This is a genomic window from Paenibacillus sp. Soil522, assembly GCF_001428245.1.
Lineage (GTDB): Bacteria > Bacillota > Bacilli > Paenibacillales > Paenibacillaceae > Pristimantibacillus.
In genome coordinates this window covers 39,874-59,257 of the sequence record NZ_LMRV01000034.1, presented here as the reverse complement: position 1 = coordinate 59,257, position 19,384 = coordinate 39,874, and the positions used below count along the sequence as shown (strand labels likewise).

16 protein-coding genes are annotated in these 19,384 nt (G+C 50.9%); 2 read left to right on the top strand and 14 right to left on the bottom strand.

Annotated features, from left to right (window positions below; all coding sequences use genetic code 11):
* Positions 1–117 precede the first annotated feature (117 nt).
* From ASG81_RS10480 to ASG81_RS10465, 4 genes are all read right to left on the bottom strand, one after another.
* A complete protein-coding gene (locus ASG81_RS10480; protein ID WP_056633050.1) occupies positions 118–1,734 on the bottom strand; it encodes a response regulator transcription factor in 1,617 nt (538 codons plus the stop codon).
* Positions 1,735–1,739: 5 nt separating this feature from the next.
* Positions 1,740–3,524, bottom strand: a complete 1,785-nt coding sequence (locus tag ASG81_RS10475) for a cache domain-containing sensor histidine kinase (RefSeq protein WP_056633045.1) — start codon at positions 3,522–3,524, stop codon at positions 1,740–1,742.
* A gap of 26 nt (positions 3,525–3,550) precedes the next feature.
* Positions 3,551–4,891 (bottom strand): ABC transporter substrate-binding protein, encoded by a 1,341-nt coding sequence (locus ASG81_RS10470; protein ID WP_235548811.1) that lies wholly within the window; start codon positions 4,889–4,891, stop codon positions 3,551–3,553.
* A 211-nt stretch (positions 4,892–5,102) separates the two neighbouring features.
* A complete protein-coding gene (locus ASG81_RS10465; RefSeq protein WP_155971398.1) occupies positions 5,103–6,359 on the bottom strand; it encodes an MFS transporter in 1,257 nt (418 codons plus the stop codon).
* Between the two features lie 575 nt (positions 6,360–6,934).
* On the opposite strand from ASG81_RS10465, the gene ASG81_RS10460 reads away from it, so the two are divergent.
* The gene (locus ASG81_RS10460; protein WP_056633042.1) at positions 6,935–7,546 is read left to right on the top strand and encodes a 3'-5' exonuclease; all 612 of its coding nucleotides are present in this window, start codon (positions 6,935–6,937) and stop codon (positions 7,544–7,546) included.
* Here the strand turns inward: ASG81_RS10460 and ASG81_RS10455 are convergent.
* The 9 genes from ASG81_RS10455 to ASG81_RS10415 all read right to left on the bottom strand — a co-directional run bounded on the left by ASG81_RS10455 (position 7,543) and on the right by ASG81_RS10415 (position 15,631).
* On the bottom strand, positions 7,543–9,039 hold the full coding sequence (locus tag ASG81_RS10455) for an alpha-glucosidase/alpha-galactosidase (RefSeq protein WP_056633039.1): 1,497 nt from the start codon (positions 9,037–9,039) through the stop codon (positions 7,543–7,545). The genes ASG81_RS10460 and ASG81_RS10455 overlap by 4 nt on opposite strands.
* 109 nt (positions 9,040–9,148) lie before the next feature.
* A complete protein-coding gene (locus ASG81_RS10450; protein ID WP_056633036.1) occupies positions 9,149–10,081 on the bottom strand; it encodes an AraC family transcriptional regulator in 933 nt (310 codons plus the stop codon).
* An 18-nt stretch (positions 10,082–10,099) separates the two neighbouring features.
* On the bottom strand, positions 10,100–10,555 hold the full coding sequence (locus ASG81_RS10445) for a MarR family winged helix-turn-helix transcriptional regulator (RefSeq protein ID WP_155971396.1): 456 nt from the start codon (positions 10,553–10,555) through the stop codon (positions 10,100–10,102).
* Positions 10,556–10,801: 246 nt separating this feature from the next.
* Positions 10,802–11,668: an urease accessory protein UreD gene (locus tag ASG81_RS10440; RefSeq protein ID WP_056633031.1), complete on the bottom strand. Its 867-nt coding sequence runs from the start codon at positions 11,666–11,668 to the stop codon at positions 10,802–10,804.
* On the bottom strand, positions 11,668–12,396 hold the full coding sequence (gene ureG / locus ASG81_RS10435) for an urease accessory protein UreG (RefSeq protein WP_056633024.1): 729 nt from the start codon (positions 12,394–12,396) through the stop codon (positions 11,668–11,670). The genes ASG81_RS10440 and ureG overlap by 1 nt, the downstream gene beginning before the upstream one ends.
* 26 nt (positions 12,397–12,422) lie before the next feature.
* Positions 12,423–13,115 (bottom strand): urease accessory protein UreF, encoded by a 693-nt coding sequence (locus ASG81_RS10430; protein ID WP_056633021.1) that lies wholly within the window; start codon positions 13,113–13,115, stop codon positions 12,423–12,425.
* Positions 13,116–13,156: 41 nt separating this feature from the next.
* A complete protein-coding gene (ureC, locus tag ASG81_RS10425) occupies positions 13,157–14,872 on the bottom strand; it encodes an urease subunit alpha (protein WP_056633016.1) in 1,716 nt (571 codons plus the stop codon).
* Positions 14,869–15,237, bottom strand: coding sequence for an urease subunit beta (locus ASG81_RS10420; RefSeq protein ID WP_056633013.1), 369 nt, complete (start codon positions 15,235–15,237; stop codon positions 14,869–14,871). The genes ureC and ASG81_RS10420 overlap by 4 nt, the downstream gene beginning before the upstream one ends.
* 88 nt (positions 15,238–15,325) lie before the next feature.
* Positions 15,326–15,631 (bottom strand): urease subunit gamma, encoded by a 306-nt coding sequence (locus ASG81_RS10415; protein ID WP_056633010.1) that lies wholly within the window; start codon positions 15,629–15,631, stop codon positions 15,326–15,328.
* Positions 15,632–16,041: 410 nt separating this feature from the next.
* On the opposite strand from ASG81_RS10415, the gene ilvD reads away from it, so the two are divergent.
* A complete protein-coding gene (ilvD, locus tag ASG81_RS10410) occupies positions 16,042–17,727 on the top strand; it encodes a dihydroxy-acid dehydratase (RefSeq protein ID WP_056633007.1) in 1,686 nt (561 codons plus the stop codon).
* Between the two features lie 174 nt (positions 17,728–17,901).
* Here ilvD and ASG81_RS10405 read toward each other — a convergent pair whose 3' ends face one another.
* Entirely contained in the window at positions 17,902–19,305 is a 1,404-nt protein-coding gene (locus ASG81_RS10405) for a polysaccharide deacetylase family protein (RefSeq protein WP_056633004.1), read from the bottom strand.
* Positions 19,306–19,384 lie beyond the last annotated feature (79 nt).

Below are 19,384 nucleotides of genomic sequence, written 5' to 3'. Positions count from 1 at the left end.
AAATGGAGCGCCGCGGTGCTATCAAACAATACCAATGTAAGATGCGCATGTTTTTTCGCATGCTCACTTATAATCTGTATTTATTGCAAGACGAACGTCCTTCTTTTTACATCAGATTCATGTTTTCTCGTGCTGCCGTTCCCGGTATTCCTTAGGACTCATGCCGTAATATTTTTTGAAGGAGGTACTGAAATAGCTGGAGCTGGAAATACCGACGAGCATCGCGATATCCGTCAGCTTAAGCTCGCTTTGCGCGAGCAGCTCGCCCGCCTTGTTCATCCGCAAGCTCGTAACGTACTCGCTGAATGTCACGCCTGCATGCTGTTTGAACAGGCCTGACAAATACGTCTCGTTAAGGTGGAACATCCCTGCAAGCGAGGACAACGTCAGCTCATAGGCAAAATTATCATCCACATATTTTTGAACGGCCTTCACGATAGATTGACCGCTTGAGCTCCGCGTTTTCAGCGCTTCCTTCATGACCAGACGCGCAAGCTCCTCCAGCTGCCCGAGTACCTGCTCCCGCGAATGAAAGTCACCGATCGTCATTTGACAATCCCAGATCCGCTTCTGCAGCACCGCTTCCCCCGCTTCATACTTTTTGGCGATAGAATGAAAAAGGAGCAGGATGCGCGAAGCGATAAAGGTGAAGGTAAACATCGGATAATCGATCCCCCGCGGAATAATGCGCTCAATCAGCGCCGAATAGGACTTGTAGTCGCCGTTCTCCACGGACACGACAAGCTGCCTTTCTATTTCCGGCGAAAAAGCCGCTATCAAATCCTGTACCCCAGGGTCACCCGCTCCATTCGTTCCGTGAATCGTGCTGCGGCTCCACGAGAGCATGCTGGATGAATAGCCGTTTTTGAATAGCCGCACGCCGTTAACCTTTTCTCCCACTCCGATAACGGAGTCGAGCCTCAAATACTTTTGTATATTTTGTTTAATTTGGCGAATAAACCGTTCCGTGCAATCGGCCCCTTCACCCGCTTCCGCTATTTCCACTAAAAAATGCATCATCGTAGGATGGCTGGCATCGTAGAAAGGATGAATGCCCGAATATCCGCTTGCCGTTTCCCGGCAAAGCATCTGGAAAGCCATATGCAGCAGATCGATATGCTCGCGTTCATCGCCAAGCCTGCCGGTCGGCACTCTCATTTCGACCGCAATGAACTGGGCTTGAAGCTGCTCATCAATAAGCGCCGACAAATGCAGCTGCTCCAGCCTTTCCTTAATAAGCAAGAGGCTGTAAAACTCCTCCTTGACCAGCCTTAGCAGCATTTGCTCCTGTAGGGAGAGCAGCTGCTGCTCTCTTTGCAGCTGCTCAGCCCGCTGCAGCTGTTCACCGGTCTGCTCTAAAGCAATTTCTGCTGACAGCTTCTCTAGCAGTGCGGCCAGCTCCTTGCGGCCAACCGGCTTCAGCAAATAATCCTTAACGCCGGCCTGAATGGCTGCCTGCATATAAGCGTAATCGGAATAACCGGATAATACGACGAGTTTGAGCGACGGATACAATCGCTTGCAAGCCGTAATCAGCCCGATGCCATCCATCTGCGGCATGCGGATATCGGTTATCAGCACGTCCGGAAGGCGGCGCTCCTGCAGAAGCGCCAGCGCTTCCTCGCCGTTCGACGCTTCAGCCTCGATTTGAAAGCCGGCGGCGTTCCAATCGATTTTCGCTTTTATGCTGTTCCGTACACCCGCTTCATCATCGACTATAATAATGCTGTACACGTCTCTCACCCCTTAACCGCGGGAATACTGATTCGAATTTCAGTCCCTTCGCCGCGCCTCGATTCAATGCTAACCTTAAGCTGCTCCCCATAATATAGCCGGCAGCGCGCCAGCACATTTCGCAGTCCGATGCTGTCCCCGCCGCTGTTCAAAATATCGACCGAATCCGCATTGCTCAGCTCTCCCATTAAATGCGCGATTAATGCAGCATCCATGCCGATCCCGTTGTCTGCCACGGCAATGTGAAGACGGTCCTGCTCCGTTCTCACTTGGAGCGAAATTTTCGCTACGCCGCTCTCCTCCAAGCTGTATTTAACAGCATTCTCTACGATCGGCTGCAATATAAATTTCGCAATCATCAGTTGACTGGCTGCCATATCCTCTTCAATCTCGACATGAAGCCGTTCCTCGTAACGCAGCTGCAGGATGAACAAATAATCGCGAATATAGTTCATCTCTTCCTTCACCTTAACCAAATCACTATTTAAATTAAGCGAGTATCGCATCATTTGCCCCAGCGCCTCCGTCGCGTCCATCAATACGTCATTTTTTTTCATTGCGGCAAGCCCGCTTATAATTTCTAACGTGTTGTTAAAAAAATGCGGATTGATTTGCAGCAGCAGTGCCTTATACTCTGCATTTTTGCGTCGCAGATTCGTCTCGAACTCCGTCTCTATCAAATAGCGCAGCCTTGTCGTCATATTTTCGAATACCCTCGTCACGTAGCCGACCTCGCTATGACCGGTGCGAACGGACGGCATCATGCTGAAGGCTTGCGCAAATTCTCCCCGCTCGACATGCTTCATCGCTCTGGCCATCGACGTAAGCGGTCTTGTAATGCCGTAGGAGAGCCAGAATGCGACAAGAATAACAAGCATCAGCAATATCAGGCTAATAAACAGCATCGTCCGGCGGATTTGATCGATCTTTACGAACAGCTCCTTCTCGGGAACCTCTCCGATTACATACCAGTCCTGCTCTTCAAAATATCGATAAAACAATAAATAGCTGTCATCTTCTCTCTTAATCGGAAAGACACCGCTCGTCGCATTGCTCTGCGCCGCTTTAATTTCTGCAAGGCCTGCCGACAATATCGACACACTTTCCTCCGGCAGCTGCTGGTTAAGCACGCTGCTGCCGTCCGAGGCCAGCAGGTAGGCCCGGCCGGTTTCTCCAAAACGGATTTTCTCGATAGCATCCCGCAGCACAGAGGTTGGATAATTGATTTTCACAAACCCTGATTTTGTAAACGATTGCAATTGTACCAAGGGAAGCATATAACTGTTAACTAATCTGGCTTTCATTATCGTATCCGCTTGGTCGGGATCCGAATGCGCCTTCGTCCAGCGCTTATCCTCTTCGATAAACCGCGCATACCAATCCTGCTCCAAATAGGTGCGGTCCTGTGTCCATACACCGCCGCCGAAGTTAGAGAATACCCCGATGGAGATACCGCTGGAATTGTTTATCGAATACGACGATACATACTCGAGCAGCTTTTGCTTGGCGAGAAGACGCTCCTCTACCGAGCTTTCCCGGCTCATTTGAGCCGTGATCCATTCCTGCGTCACGCGGTTGCTCATCACTTGATTGCCGATTTCTTCAACCTGCGTCATAGACGTATTGACATGTGAGCCAAATTGCTCGATCGTCTGAGAAGTCGACGTTTCGATCGATTGCCGAATAAGCTTGGACGACTCTTGGCTGAGCACGAGCACGAGCGTAATGAACGGGACGATAAGCAGCAAAGAGAAAGCCGCCATCAGCCGGCTTCTTAGCGAGAAAAACATCGGGCAGCACCCTCCATTCATCATCGTCATTTCGAAATGGCCTGTGAATCAGCATACGCCTTATCGATCGTGCTGATTGCAGCCTGAACCGCATCATCCAAGTTCCGCTTCTCCAGCGTTATTTCCTCGAACAATTTTTTGACGGCCTCCGATACTTGCGGAAACACCGGCGTAATGGGGCGCGGTCTGCCGTACTTCTGGTTTTGGATGACGAAAATATTTTTCGGATATTCATTCAGTTCCGTAAATTCCTTAGCGACCGAATACCTTGCCGGAATATCCCGCGTAATACTGGTATACATTTTCATGCCATCATAGCTGGTCATCCAATTTACGAACATCCAGGCTTCTTCCGGATGCTTGCTCTCTGCCGATATGCCTAGTCCCCAGCTGCCATTGGCTACAGCTTGTCTGCTTCCCTTTGGCAGAGGAGCAACATCAAAGTCTTCACCCAGCTTAAAATCCGGAAAGTTCTCCGCTATATGAGAAAGAGACCATGTGCCGTCGATCGTAATGCCCAGCTTGCGGTTCGGAAAAGCATCAACAGGATATTCGAACGATGCGACTTTATATTTCGTGAACAGCCCCGCATAAAACGCCAGCGCCCGCTTCGTTTCGGGCGAGTCCAGATACCCCTTCGCCGTAGTCCCTTCCGGATTCATCACTTCCCCGCCGAATTGCCAGATGATCGGATATTTGAAATAAGCGGTCGCTCCCGCGTTTTGAAAGCCTTGCGCCGGATCAATGCCATAAATGCCATTCGCCGGATCGTTGATTTTTTTCGCTGCCTCAAGCACCTGCTCCCATGTCCAGGCTTCGTCCGGATTGCGCGGGGGCAGAGGGAGGCCGGCAGCTTCAAACATTTTTTTATTATAAAACATCGCAATCGATGATTCCGTCAAGGGCGCCAAATAAATATTTTGCCGGTACGTGTAGCCGTCGATCGTCGTTTGCGGAATATCTTCGATATATCCGTTTCTCTTGAAGTTACCAGTGAGCGGCAGCAGCGCGCCGGCTTCCGCGTAGGACGCTAGATTCGGTGCGTCGATCGCCATAATGTCTGGTGGATTGCCTGCGGCGACCGAGGTTCTAAGCTTCGTATCGTAATCGCTGTACGGAAACGGCATCATTTCTATTTTTATCAACGGATGCTTCTCCATGAACGAAGCGATCAAATGATTATAGGCGGCATTTTCGGCTTTATTGCCTGAATTTCTCCAGAAAGTAAGGGTTACCGGTCTTTCGATCTCGACTTTTTCCTGCTGTCTGTCCTTTTCCGCAGGAGTGCTGTTATCTTTCATACAGCCCGTTAAAAGTATAATTCCTAACGTAATCCATAAAGCGATTGCACAATTATTTCTTCTCACGGCTGAAACTCCCCCTTTGCTATCGCGATCTGCTGCGACATTTCATCCATTCAGAATAACAGAATTAGGAGCAGCCATGCTTATAATTTTTTCTGTTTTTTTATTTAAATATTCTCAGGAGGCCTGTCAATCCCGCAAACGAGTCAAGGGACTGCCCACCAGGTCTTGTCACCTGGCGGGCAGTCCCTTGAGCTATTTGAGTATATTTCCGTTATTCCTGCTCCCCGCACTGCTTCTCCTTTATCAGCAATACGGATATGTATTGCAGCACGGCCATCGTGAACAAAACAACGGGCAGCCAGACGGATTGCAAACCGCCTGCAAGCAGGATGAGTAAAGAAATAGACAGTACCCTTCCCGCGTTCAGGAAAAGCTCCCTCATGACGACCGATTCTACGCGCAGTTGCCCTTTGAGCGGCAGCGTGCCGATTAACCGGTAGTAGTAGGAGGTAAGCGTATTGACCGCAAGCGGATTACAGATCGAGAACAAAATCATAAAGACGGCGACCGACCAAAACGCCACTTGAAAGAGCAGCAGCGCTGAACCGATCACAACGCCTGTCGTAGACAGCAGCACGTATTTGCGCACTTGCTCCTTTTGCGCTTTCCTGGAAATGACATAGCCGGTAGCGACTGTAAGCGAAGAGAAGAAAACGCCCAAGTAGCCCACCCAATCCTCACGGCCGACCGTTTGATACAGCATAATGTTCGGCAGAAACAGCATGATGCCCTGGAAAAGACCAAGCACGAAGAAGCTGTACAACGCCTTCAGCCAGCGCCGGTTTTTGTTCATTACAAGCCCCATAAACTTTAAGTAATAGGCTTTGTGATGGGAGGGGACCATCGGAATGCGGAAGCTGACGACCGCAGCAATCAGGAACATAACAAACGCGAGCGTGAAAATAAAAACATAGCCCTGCAGCCCCTCGTTGCGTTGAATGATAAATCCGGCAAGCGCCGGTCCGGCCAGCCCCGATGCATTGAATACGATCATATTGATCGCCAAAAACCTTATCCGGTTCGCTTCAGTCGAAACATCGTATTGAATAACTAAGTAACCGGTCCAGTAAAGCCCTGCCGCAATCCCGTTAAAAATGGCAAACCATATGTAATATTGCGCAACATGCTCCTGGGCGATGACGACCATCAAATAAAAGACGGCTATCATGACGATGCCCAGCCGGTACGTAACCATGCGGTCGCTCCGCTTCGCGATCCAGCCTCCGAGCGCGAAAGCAGGCGGCGTCAGTAAAAAGACAACGATGTTATACAGCCCGTTAACCGTTAAATCCTGTGTCAGCCTCCACAAATATAAATTGAGGAACAAGCCTGACATCGATGCGCCGAACTGAAAACAGCAGTGGATAATTAATGCAGTCACAGCTTCCTTGCCCAGCCTGCTTTCAGCCGGAAGCGGCGTACTCTTCATCAGATTCAATCTGGTCCAAAATCTCGTCTCCGTCCGCATTTGCTGCATCCCCCGTTGTTTCTCAACTGGATAACGTTTTCTTTTTATTTATTTTATCACACGGAAACCTTATATCCCCGACTCAAGAAAGCGCTCTCGTCTTCAAAATAGTCACTATCCTCTCATATGAAGCAGCCAAGTAAACGTATTCTTTGTTTTTGACCTTTGTTCGCATGATTAGACTTACAAGCCCGACTTGAAAATGTCAGGCTTAATGGCTTTACCGCTTTAAACGAACAAACACTAATTATCTAATACATACGAATAGCAAGCTGCCCTCTCGTCACAAACTACGGTCATCACTTCGAAAAGGGGGGAATTCTACCATGGCAAAGCAGCAAGGTCACGCGACCAAAAACACGACGACAAAAACATCCGATAAAAAAAACAACGGATCCGGCAATAACCACTAACCGAACAAGCCAGCCCGGCATAAACGCAAATGACCCATTACCCGCTTATTAAGCTGCGGTAATGGGTTATTTGTTATGGGCAATAAAGGTTTTTTTTATTTTTTATCGAATTATTAGCGTAAGAGACAACATATTATTACTAGAAAAAGTGGTGAATCTTCTATGACTTCTTATTCCTATACCGTAATCGATTTTGAGACGAGCGGACTCGATCCGAAGAAGGATCGTGTCATTGAAATGGCGGCAATCCGCTGCGTTAACGGCGAAATAGCGAGTGAATTCAGCACGCTTGTCCGTTATGACGGCAAGCTGTCCGCCAAAATAACGGAGCTGACCGGCATTACCGATGAAATGACCGCTGCAGGTATGGACGAGGATACCGCATTCCGTATTTTAAACCGGATGATAGGCGATAACATATTGATCGCTCACAATGCTGCCTTCGATCTTGGCTTCCTGCATCATTCCCTGCTTCGAATCGCCGGCCGATCATTTACCAACAGGTATATCGATACGCTGACGATCAGCCGCGCGCGGCATGTCTATCCGCATACGCTGAAGGATATGTCGGATCGTTACGGCATCCCTCTGATCGGCGGCCACCGTGCGCTTAACGACGTCATCGCCTGCTGGGAAATTTTCCGGAAAATGAACGAGGAGCAGCCGGTAGACGGTTATTTGAACACGCTCGGCTATCTCAAAAAATTCGGGCCTCCCGCTTGGAGTCCGCCGGGAACGAGACTCGAGCCCATTGAGCTCAAATACGCGCGTTAAACGCGTTCCTTCCCTTTATCCGATTCGCCCGCATTTTTGTTCGCGGCATCCCGGTCCTGCTGCATCTCCTCTACCGTCTTCACCTTTAGGCGGGCTGCGCCTTCGTAATTACGCGTAGGAAGCAGCGGGCCTTCCGTTAGACGCTTCTTGGCTGCGGCGATGGACTCCGTATATTGCGGCAGCCATTGCTCCTGCGCCACAAGCATTTCATCGACCATTTGCCAAATTTCATTCGGATTGCATACGGCTCCGACGAGCGGATCCATCATAAACGCCTGCCGCAAAAGCTTATCGTCGCCATGAATCGCTGCCTCTACAGCCAGTCGCTGTACGGAAATGCTTACATTGCACACCGCTGCCGGACCAAGCGGCAGCTCGCCGACGGTCGGCATCGAAATGCCGTTGCGATCGACGTAACCCGGCGCCTCAATGATGGCATCGATCGGCAAATTGGCGATGACCCCTTTATTTTCTACATTGAAGTGACCACGGTATACTCTGCCGGTTTCGAGCCCTTCGATAATATAAGAGCCATGCTCATGGCTGCGCAGCTCGCTCTTGAATTCATTTGCGGGATCCTTCATCCAGTTTGGAAAATCGGTCTCGAACCAGTTGCGCCCCTCCGTGCATACGCGCAAATAGCCGCCTGTTTCCCCGTTTATCCAGTAGCTCATATCGATCCAGTCGTTAATTTCCTCCGGACGCTTGCGGTACCAAGGCACATACTCGCTCAGATGGCCGTTCGATTCGGTGCTGTAATAGCCGAAGCGGCGCAGCATATCGATGCGCACCTTCTCGGTGCGGCTAAAGTCCGGATGCTTCTCGAATGCGTCCAGCAGCTTGCCGGTCAGGTCCTCGCCGTTATGTTTAATTTGAATATACCACGTTTGATGGTTAATGCCCGCGCAAACAATATCGACTTCCTCCTGCTTCAGCCCGAAAGCTTCGGCAATTTGCCAATGCCCGCCCTGCACGCCGTGACATAATCCAATCGTCCGCACGCCGCCATGCTTATTGCAGGCCCAGGTCATCATCGCCATCGGGTTTGCATAGTTGAGCAGCAGCGCATCCTCCGCAGCAACCTCCCGAATGTCACGGCAAATGTTCATCATCTCGGCGATGCCCCGCTGCCCGTACATGATGCCGCCGGCGCTCAGCGTATCGCCTACGCATTGGTCAACGCCGTATTTGAGCGGAATATCCACATCGGTTGCGAATGCTTCAAGGCCGCCTACGCGAATTGTACAAATTACGTACTTCGCATCCTTAAGCGCTTCACGCCGGTCGGTTGTCGATTGGATCCGGATCGACAAGCCGTTCTCATGAATATCGCGCTGGCAAAGCGCGGTTACCATCTCAAGGTTATGCGCATTAATATCCGTAAAAGCAACTTCGATTTTTTGAAATTCAGGCACTGCAAGCAGGTCGCGCAGCAAGCCGCGCGTGAACCCGATCGAGCCCGCGCCTATAAACGTAATTTTAAAAGTAGACATGCAATCAGCCTCCGCTTATCGTCAGATAGAGTCGTTTAATCTCCTCTACATTGTAGCAACGATAAAACGGAAGCGTTATCAATATAGTGACCAACTATCTTTCAATGTGTCAGAAATCGTCACTTCTGGTGATCTTCTGCTTGACCGCGGCTGTCCAAAATTGTGTATCAACCGAATTTCGGTAAGCAATCGGCGTCTGACCCGTATATTTTTTGAACATGGCATGGAAATATTGCCGGCTCCCCACGCCGACATAATCACAGATGTCGGCAATTGCGATATCCGTCTCGCGCAGCAGCATTTTCGCCTTCTCCATGCGCAGCTCCGTCAAATAGCCCGTTATCGTTTTGCCCAGCTGGGCGCGGAATACACGGTGCAAATAACCTGGATGCAAGCTAACGGCCGCCGCAATTTCCTTTACCTGAATGTCGCGGTCATAATTATGATGCATAAATTCGATCGTTTGCTTCACATAGAGATCTGCGGGATTTACGCCTTGTGCGCCAGACTCATGGCGTAAACGCGCAATGGCTAAAATCAGCTGGGCAAACAGCAGCTCCGCTTTAATATTGATGCGCTTGCCGCGGCTATCCAGCTCAAGCACTAAGCTTTTTAGCACCTGATACACCTCGCTGGGATCGCGCAATAACAAATAAGAGGACGGCTCTGTGATCAATCCAGCCACAAATTCGTCCTCCAAGGCAAGCTGCCGCATAGAAGGAAACGTCGTCCGGCGCTCCCTAAAATCAAATTCAACGTTAAGCATCCGGCAAGGGCCGCGCTCGTCAACGGTAAGCCGATGAGGAACATTCGCATCCAGAATAATAAAATCGCCCTTTTTAAGCGTCATTTCGCAAGCGGCTGCAGCTGCAGTCGCCTCCAGACCGATGCCGCAGGCCCCGGATATGACATACATAATTTCAATCGAATCATGCGTATGAGAGGCCATCGTGTAATCTGCCCACTGCTTAAAATAATAAGCAAACACATGCGGGTGCAAATCTCCCTCCAGCCACTCCCGCTTGAACAGCGTTCCGTTCACGAGCTGTTTCCCCCTTGCTCAGCAACTAGTATCCAATTCCATATTTCTGCTCATCTGCTCAAAGAGCTTAAGCCCAAGCTCCATATCCGCCTCCGACATCCCGTCAAACAGCTTATGCATCATTTTCGAGCGTATCGTCTCGATGAGATTTACGATCTTTAAGCCCTCATCCGTTATGTCCAGCATCACTACGCGCCGGTCCAGCTCGCCCCGCTCCCGCTTCACATAGCCAAGCTCGATGAGACGGTCCGCAATGCCGGTAACGCCTCCGCTCGTAATAAGAAGCTGTTCGGCCAAAGCCGATGCCTTCTGCGCGCCTGATTCCGCTAAAATAATAAGCATTCTTCCATGCGTCATCCCTAAACCATGTACGTTATAAGTGTTCCATTCCGCATTTATTTGTTTGCGCACCTGGCGAAACGATTCGTCCAGACGCCTCATTAATTCCAGCCTTTCCGTACTTGAAACCTCCAAGCGACCACCAACCTTAATTTTTATTTCTGATAACCTCGACCATCATATTATAACGTTCATTTAATAGTTTAACTAACTTTCATCTGTAGAAATATGCAACTTCCCCGCTAAATGCAGCTCAAAAAGGCCAACCAACGGGAATTGGTTGACCTTTTTGCCCCATAAATCCGTCACGGAGACAACGCCAAGAGCAAGATTTTGTTTGATTAGGAAGCGCATAGCCTATGATGCACCTCACTGCTGCCATTATCCCTGCAAGAAACGAAGCGGAGGCTTGTCAAGCAAGCCTTTGCGCGCCGTCTGCCACAGCTCCTTCATAAGCTGCTGCAGCGGCCAAGCAGCCGTCGATGCAGCGGACACCGCAATCCCGAACCGGTGCGTCAGCGACGCTCCTGCAACAATGGGATGCCCAGGTGAGGAGAAGCCGTCCAGCTTCTCCTGAAGCTGCTCCAGATGAGCGCCATTCACGCGGTCAGAAAAGATATAAAAGGTTGCCCAGTGAGTCAATTCGTCCCAGCAGCCCGGCGCAGAAATAGCTTGCTTAGCCGGTTCAATCCGCTGCCGCTGCGAGAAAATAAGCTCCTCGCCGTAATAAACCTTAAGCATATTACAGTAAGAACGGTAATCGAACCGCTCGCCGCGGAGCGTACGGCCGGGACAAAGCACATCGGCCTGCAGCCATGCAGAGCCTGCCTTCAAACGCACCTGCGTCTCGTTCCGAAACGAAGCATCCTTGTAAAGCATAACCGGTTCCGGCATATGCTCGACGACCGCGTTCTCCTCAAGCATAAACGTCTGCTGCACCCGGGAGTCCCCGCCCGGCATGCTCGGATGCACCTTCATGTACGATTGGTTCGTAATCATGACATGGGAACCTTGCTCCGACGTCCATTCCAGCTCATAGCTGTCGCCGTCCAGCAGACCCGGCGATACATCCATAACGATGATACCGAGCTGACCGTCCAGCGGAAATGCTTTTGCTATTTTAACCGGTGCGGTGTGATATTTATTTTCAATGATCGTTTGTCCGCGCCGGCTCGCGAAGGAAGCGCGAAGCACGGATATTTTTACTTGCGGCCCGGTGCCGTACTCAACTGCTCGCGTACGCTCCATTAAGAAGCGGAGTGACGATGCTCAGAAGGTATGCCGGACAGTTGGATGACATGCGAATGTTCTGTACCGCGCGCATGAGCTACCTCATGCGTTAGCCAGCTTACGATCTCATCGACGCCGTCGCCTCCGAACAAATTGGAAAATACGAATGGACGGCCGCCGCGCATCTTCACCGTATCGGCCTCCATTACCTCAAGGCTTGCACCCACATAAGGCGCGAGATCGATTTTGTTAATGACGAGCAAGTCCGAGCGCATGATGCCAGGGCCGCCCTTACGCGGAATTTTCTCTCCTTGGGCCACGTCGATAATATATATAAACCGGTCGACGAGCTCGGGGCTGAACGCTGCAGCCAGGTTGTCGCCGCCGCTCTCGATAAAGATCAAATCCAAGTGGTCAAAACGGCGCTCCAGCTCCTCAATGGCTTCAAAATTCATCGAGGCATCCTCGCGAATTGCCGTATGCGGGCAGCCGCCCGTCTCCACGCCGATAATACGTTCCTCAGGGAGCACACCCGTGTTGAACAAAATCCGGGCATCTTCCTTCGTATAGATGTCGTTTGTAATGACGGCTACGCTGTACTTCGTATGAAGCTCGCGCGTCAACCGCTCTACAAGCGCCGTCTTGCCGGAGCCGACCGGACCGCCTATTCCGATGCGGATCGGTCTCGTGTTATCTATCGTCTTACATTCCCATTCCTGATGTGAATGCCCTTGTCCCTGGCACATTTGTCATTCCCCCATATGCAATAGTGTTAAGACATAAATAATCTCGAATATAAGCGTTCGTGGCGCATCATCGCCAGCTCCGCCATCGGCATATTGGAATATGCCTGCTCCGGCTCCAGCTCCCCCGAAACCTTGAGCGCTTCTGCCGTTAAAAGCGTAAGCCTTGCAATTAACGATTGTCCCTCCGTCTGACCCATCGACATCAGACGAAGCGCGCTATTCACGCAGGTTACGATACATGTATAAAAATAGCCCTGTATCGCCCGCTCCTCCGATATACCCAGCAGCCAGCAGGCATAGCCGTGCGAAAGCGGATGGGATGCGAAACATTTACCGGCGCGCATCGCCTCCGTCAGCGGATACCAATCCAGCTGAGGATGGATGGCCGATGCCAGCTGAAGCAGGCGGCGCCCCATTTTCTCCACTCCGCTGCGGGTTTCCGATGCGACTCTCTGCAAATGGACAAGCCTTTCAATCGACCAAAGCCGCTCCCAATCCGCTTGCGGAGCATCCCGGTAAACCGCCTTGATGACCATTGCATCCGAGCTCGCCCAGCTTTGAAGCAGCATAGCGGATGCATAAGCATAAAGCTGGCTGGAGTTATTCATCCTGCCGTCCTGAACCATCGTCTCCAGACCGAACGAATGCGAGAAGCCTCCTATCGGTAGAGCCGAGTCCAGCAGCTGCTGCATGGCCAGCCATCTTATCTGATCATTCATTTACGTTTGCCCCTCCTGTCTTCTGAGGCCGTAATCATTCGCTAGAACAAGAAATACCGCTGCGCCATCGGCAGCACCTCCGCCGGCTCGCAGGTCACATGCTCTCCATCCACCATAACATGGTAGGTTTCCGGATCCACCTCCAGTTTAGGCGTCGCATCATTATGGATCATATCCTTCTTCGTCACCAAGCGGCAGCCCTTCACCGGTTCAATTCGTTTCTGGAGCCCCAGCTCGCTCGCGATTCCGCGCTCGAAGGCTGCCTGAGAAACGAACGTAATCGAGCTGTTATACACCAGCTTGCCGAAGGAAGCGAACATTGGACGGCCAAATACCGGCTGCGGCGTCGGAATCGAGGCGTTAGGATCGCCCATTTGTGCATATGCGATGCTGCCGCCCTTCAATACGAGATCCGGCTTAACGCCAAAAAACATCGGATTCCAAATGACGAGATCGGCGAATTTACCTGCTTCCAGCGAACCGACCAGATGAGAGATACCGTGAGTGACAGCCGGATTAATCGTATATTTCGCAATGTAGCGCTTAATGCGGAAATTATCATGCTGCCCGTTATCCGGCGATAACGGTCCGCGCTGCTTTTTCATTTTGTCAGCCGTCTGCCAAGTCCGGATAATAACCTCCCCGACACGGCCCATCGCCTGCGAGTCCGAGCTAATCATGCTGAAAACACCCATATCATGCAAAATATCCTCTGCGGCAATCGTCTCCGGTCTAATCCGCGAATCGGCGAACGCGACATCCTCCGGTATGCTGCTGTCCAAATGATGACAAACCATCAGCATATCCAAATGCTCTTCTATTGTATTAATCGTAAAGGGACGCGTTGGATTCGTCGAAGACGGAAGTACATTCAGCTCGCCCGCCGCGACGATTATATCCGGCGCATGGCCGCCGCCCGCGCCTTCTGTATGGTACGTATGAATCGTCCGTCCGCCGATTGCGGCGAGCGTATCCTCTACAAAGCCCGCTTCATTTAAAGTATCCGTATGGATCGCAACCTGGACGTCATACTGATCCGCCGCCTGCAGGCAGGCATCGATTGCTGCCGGTGTCGTGCCCCAGTCCTCATGCAGCTTCAGTCCGATTGCTCCCGCTTCGATTTGCTCAATGAGCGGCGCGGTAAATGAAGCATTGCCTTTCCCCGTAAAACCGATATTCATCGGAAAATGCTCAGCCGCCTCCAGCATGCGGCGCATATGCCATGCGCCTGGAGTTACCGTAGTCGCGTTCGTCCCCGTCGCCGGTCCGGTTCCGCCGCCGATCATCGTCGTTACGCCGGAGGAGAGCGCCGTCTCGATCTGCTGCGGGCAGATGAAATGAATATGTGAATCGATCGCTCCGGCTGTGACGATTTTCCCTTCTCCGGCAATGACCTCGGTGCTCGCGCCAACGATCATATTCGGAAACACGCCATCCATTATATCCGGATTGCCCGCTTTGCCGATGCCAACGATATATCCGTCCTTAATGCCGATGTCCGCTTTCACAATGCCGGAATGATCAATGATAACCGCATTCGTAATAAGCGTATCCAGCACGCCTTCATCACGCAAGGCGCCGCTCGATTGCCCCATCCCGTCACGTATTACCTTGCCGCCGCCGAATTTGCATTCATCGCCGTATACCGTATAATCATGCTCGATTTCCGCCCAAAGCTCCGTGTCGGCCAGCCGAACGGCATCGCCGGTCGTCGGCCCGAACATGGCTGCATAGCTTCGCCGATCCATCTTGGTCATGCGTTCTCACCCTCCCAAGCTGCCAGCCGTTTCCGAACCGCTTCAGGCATCGCGCCTGCCTCTGCTTTCCCCCGGCTTAATCCGTTCAAGCCATAAGAAAGCTTCGCGCCGCCTAGCTCCACGACCGTAACGGGCTTCTCCTCGCCCGGCTCGAAACGGACCGCCGTTCCAGCAGCAATGTGAAGCCGCATACCGAACGCAGCTTCGCGATCAAACTTTAGTGCGCGGTTCACTTCGAAAAAATGAAAATGAGAGCCTACCTGAACAGGTCGATCACCTGTGTTTACGACGATTAGCTGCTTCGTCAGGCGTCCGGCGTTTAATTCAATTTCGCCTGCTGCCGTTCGATATTGTCCTGGTATCATCCTGCAAAGCGCTCCTCTCTCTTATGTACTGACCTATCACGTTTATATACCTATATCGCTTTCCAGCGTCTATAATCATTTACCGTATCTACCCTGTAATCGGGTAATGAATAGTGACGAGCTTCGTCCCGTCCGGGAAAGTCGCTTCCACCTGAACCTCGTGAATCATTTCCGGGATACCGGGCATCACCTGCTCTGCCTTTAAAATTTGCGTTCCAAATTCCATTAGCTGCGCAACGGTCATGCCATCGCGTGCACCTTCCATAATTTCAGAGGTGATGAGCGCTACACTTTCTGGATAATTAAGCTTCAAGCCGCGTTTCATTCGACGTCTGGCCAAATCCGCAGCGATTGTAATGAGCAGCTTTTCTTTTTCACGTTCGGTCAACTGCATGGTTTCACCTCTTTACCCGTAATAGTTTCATTATAAACAGCAAATAATGGTAAGTAAATGTACTCGCGTCACATATTGTGACACAAGAACAAAAAAATCAGAAAAATCACCCTTCGCTCGTTATAGATTTAACATCATATTTACACTATTAAACAGGTAGGAATAATCGACTAAAATCGACAAAATTCACTTTATTGCTCCCGCATCGTCTTGAGCCGCTGCAAACCATCATTGAATATTCATCGCCGTGTCCGTCATTTGCCGTAATGCCACAAAGCTCACATCATTCTTCACATCTTTTAACGTTTACAGGTTATGGCATAACCGGCCGGCGTTATAGCCAACGCTTGTCCGTTGTGATAAAATCGAGAGTATTGAAATTTTATTAAGCAAAAATAGGGGGCACTTAAATGGCGGCCAAAAGAATGCGTTCTGATATGATCAAAAAAGGATTCGACCGCGCACCGCATCGCAGCTTGCTTCGCGCCGCAGGCGTAAAAGAGGAAGATTTCGACAAGCCGTTTATCGCGGTTTGTAACTCGTATATTGATATTATTCCTGGTCACGTTCATTTGCAGGAGTTCGGCAAGCTGGTTAAGGAAGCCATCCGCGAGGCGGGCGGCGTTCCTTTCGAATTTAATACAATCGGCGTTGACGACGGCATTGCGATGGGCCACATCGGCATGCGTTACTCTCTTGCCAGCCGTGAAATTATTGCCGATTCGATCGAGACTGTCGTTAATGCGCACTGGTTCGACGGCATGGTCTGCATTCCGAACTGCGACAAAATTACACCGGGCATGATTATGGGCGCGCTTCGCGTCAACATCCCGACTATGCTTGTCAGCGGCGGACCAATGAAAGCAGGTAAAACCTCCGATGGCCGTTCGATCTCGCTATCCAGCGTATTCGAAGGCGTAGGCGCTCACCAAGCCGGTAAAATCAATGACGATCAGCTGATGGAGCTTGAACAATTCGGTTGTCCGACTTGCGGATCATGCTCCGGTATGTTTACAGCTAACTCGATGAACTGCCTGGCTGAAGGCCTTGGACTTGCATTGCCTGGCAACGGTACGATTCTTGCCGTTTCTCCAGAGCGTAAAGAGTTCGTTAAAGATGCGGCCCGCCAGCTTATGAAAATCATTGAGCTTGGTATTAAACCGCGTGATATCGTTACAAAAGATACAATCGACAATGCATTCGCGCTTGATATGGCAATGGGCGGCTCTACAAATACAGTACTTCACACGCTTGCTATCGCGCATGAAGCTGGTATCGAGTACCCGATTGAGCGTATCAACGAAGTGGCTGAGCGCGTTCCGCATCTTGCGAAAATCGCTCCTGCATCGGATTACCACATTGAAGATGTACACAATGCGGGCGGTGTCAGTGCAGTTCTTAACGAGATGTTTAAGAAGGAAGGCGCTTTGCACGGCGACTGCTTAACCGTTACCGGCAAAACGCTGCGCGAAAATGTTATCGGCTGTGAAATCCAAGACACCGATGTTATCCGCACAATCGATAATCCGCATACGGAACGCGGCGGCCTCGCTGTATTGTTCGGTAACCTTGCTCCTAACGGCGCTATCATCAAAACGGGCGCAGTTGATAAATCAGTTGGCGGCTACCACAAAGGTCCCGCCATCTGCTTCGATTCACAGGACGAAGCTTTGCATGGCATCGCTAACGGCAAAATAAAAGAAGGCCATGTTGTTGTCATCCGTTACGAAGGACCGCGCGGCGGCCCGGGCATGCCGGAAATGCTTGCACCAACATCCCAAATCGTCGGTATGGGTCTAGGCGCGAAGGTCGCGCTCGTAACAGACGGACGCTTCTCCGGCGCATCACGCGGCATAAGCATCGGCCATGCATCGCCGGAAGCTGCTGAAGGCGGACCGATCGCATTCGTTCAAGATGGTGATATCATCGAGATCGACATGAACAACCGTACAATGGATCTTCTGATCAGCGACGAAGAATTCGAAAAACGCCGTTCCGAATGGAAAGGCTTCGAGCTTAAAATTAAGCGCGGCTATCTAGCACGTTACGCTCACCTTGTAACTTCCGCCAGCACTGGCGGCGTTATGAAAATGTAGTTTCTGCTTAGCCATGCGTATACGGCCTTTTCCGTCCATGGACGGAAAAGGCGCGTTCCGCTTTGAAATATAGGCTGCGCACAAATAGTAAATTTATACATTCAATTAACAGAAAGAGGAGTGCAAGCTGGATACAGCCTGCACTCCTCTTTCTGTTAGCCTATAGGGCTACCCCTATATAGCTGTTGTTTTCGTACCTAGCTGCGCAGCTTCGTCGGCTGCCGCGCTTATTGTCCGTTCCACAGCATCGCTTATGCGCCCTGCTTCCTCTTGCATCTTGTTCAGCTGCACCGTTGCATACCGCCTTATCGTGGCGACAGGCATAAGCAGCATACGCGGTGAAATGGTTTCTCTTCTTTTTTTGCCCTTTACCGTCTGCTGCGTATTGGTCAGCACCCTAATCAGAATGCGCAAATAGATACGTGTCGACTTCGCGAACATGCCTTCCGGCAGCTCGAATATTTCAAAACCTAATCGATCAGCCCCGCGATGGATCATCGTGACGCCATAGACCGCCTTAATATCATTCGCCGTGGTATCTGCTGCCAGCTGGTTGGCAAGCAGCGGCAGAGCCTGCTCCACTTCGCGAAGCATGCGGATGCCGGTAGCTACCGGCGATTTGGAGGTCGTCGCGATCGCCGACAGTTTTTTGTTATCAAAATGCAATTCAGCGACGCGGTCGCCCTTCATTACTCTTCCGCCTTCGGCAAATACAATATCTTGGCCGTTATAAGTCGTCACGCGATAATGAAATGCGGCATCCTCTGCGTCCCCAACCGTTTTTAAGCGGAAGACGACATGAAAGGCTCTTTCCCACAGCAGCCACAGAGAAATGATAGCCTTCTTCCACATGGAAGAAGGAGCTGCGCGCGCAGCATCGGTCAGCTTCATCATTTCGTTGATTCCCACAAAACGGTAGCCCCGTTTCATACCTTCTTCTAGATAAGCTTCAAGTGCGATAAGCATGTTTTTGGGAGCATCCTTGTCCGCCCCGAAAGTCATGCCGCAATCATGCAAGAGCATAACCTCGCCCGGTCTCAGCTTCTTCATCATCCGCTTCTTCAACCGTTCGGGACCAAGGCGCAGACGCCAATCGCCAAACATGGCCGACCATAAAATAATTTGCAAATAACCTAAATTCGCATAATCGAATACGTTTACGATCCCCCAGGGCGGCCGGTAAAAAGCCGAACGTTCACCTGTCGCATTCTCAATAATATCAATGGTACGCTCGATTTGCCGCTTAACCGTCCGGGGACGCATGAGCCAATTCGATTTATGAACATAATTATGAATACCGATAATATGGCCTTCTGCTTTCATTCGCTGCAGCAGCTCCGCCTGCCCCTCCGCATGTGCGCCCACAACAAAAAAGGTCGCTTTCGCATTGTAGCGTGCGAGCAGATCAAGCAGCTGCGGCGTATAGACTGGATCCGGTCCGTCATCAAACGTCAGGGAAATCTCCTTCTCTACGCGTCCCTTCTTAAATACGCGAAAGCCGAAGGTTCGGCTAATGAGACCAGGAAGAAAGGCATAAAACGTCACGACGTAAATTCCCCACAGCAGCAAATTTTCCATTTTGTTTTCCCCACCGTTATATGATTTAGTCGACGAATAATTAGCGGTACAAAACAACAACAATAGCTTTAATTGTAGC

Coding starts and splice junctions, on each gene's coding strand:
- ureG (WP_056633024.1), bottom strand. CDS start 12,396: ATGTGCCAGGGACAAGGGCATTCACATCAGGAATGGGAATGTAAGACG.
- ASG81_RS10455 (WP_056633039.1), bottom strand. CDS start 9,039: ATGTCTACTTTTAAAATTACGTTTATAGGCGCGGGCTCGATCGGGTTC.
- ASG81_RS10415 (WP_056633010.1), bottom strand. CDS start 15,631: ATGCAGTTGACCGAACGTGAAAAAGAAAAGCTGCTCATTACAATCGCT.
- ASG81_RS10420 (WP_056633013.1), bottom strand. CDS start 15,237: ATGATACCAGGACAATATCGAACGGCAGCAGGCGAAATTGAATTAAAC.
- ASG81_RS10465 (WP_155971398.1), bottom strand. CDS start 6,359: ATGCGGACGGAGACGAGATTTTGGACCAGATTGAATCTGATGAAGAGT.
- ASG81_RS10460 (WP_056633042.1), top strand. CDS start 6,935: ATGACTTCTTATTCCTATACCGTAATCGATTTTGAGACGAGCGGACTC.
- ASG81_RS10440 (WP_056633031.1), bottom strand. CDS start 11,668: ATGGAGCGTACGCGAGCAGTTGAGTACGGCACCGGGCCGCAAGTAAAA.
- ilvD (WP_056633007.1), top strand. CDS start 16,042: ATGGCGGCCAAAAGAATGCGTTCTGATATGATCAAAAAAGGATTCGAC.
- ASG81_RS10475 (WP_056633045.1), bottom strand. CDS start 3,524: ATGTTTTTCTCGCTAAGAAGCCGGCTGATGGCGGCTTTCTCTTTGCTG.
- ASG81_RS10430 (WP_056633021.1), bottom strand. CDS start 13,115: ATGAATGATCAGATAAGATGGCTGGCCATGCAGCAGCTGCTGGACTCG.
- ASG81_RS10405 (WP_056633004.1), bottom strand. CDS start 19,305: ATGGAAAATTTGCTGCTGTGGGGAATTTACGTCGTGACGTTTTATGCC.
- ureC (WP_056633016.1), bottom strand. CDS start 14,872: ATGACCAAGATGGATCGGCGAAGCTATGCAGCCATGTTCGGGCCGACG.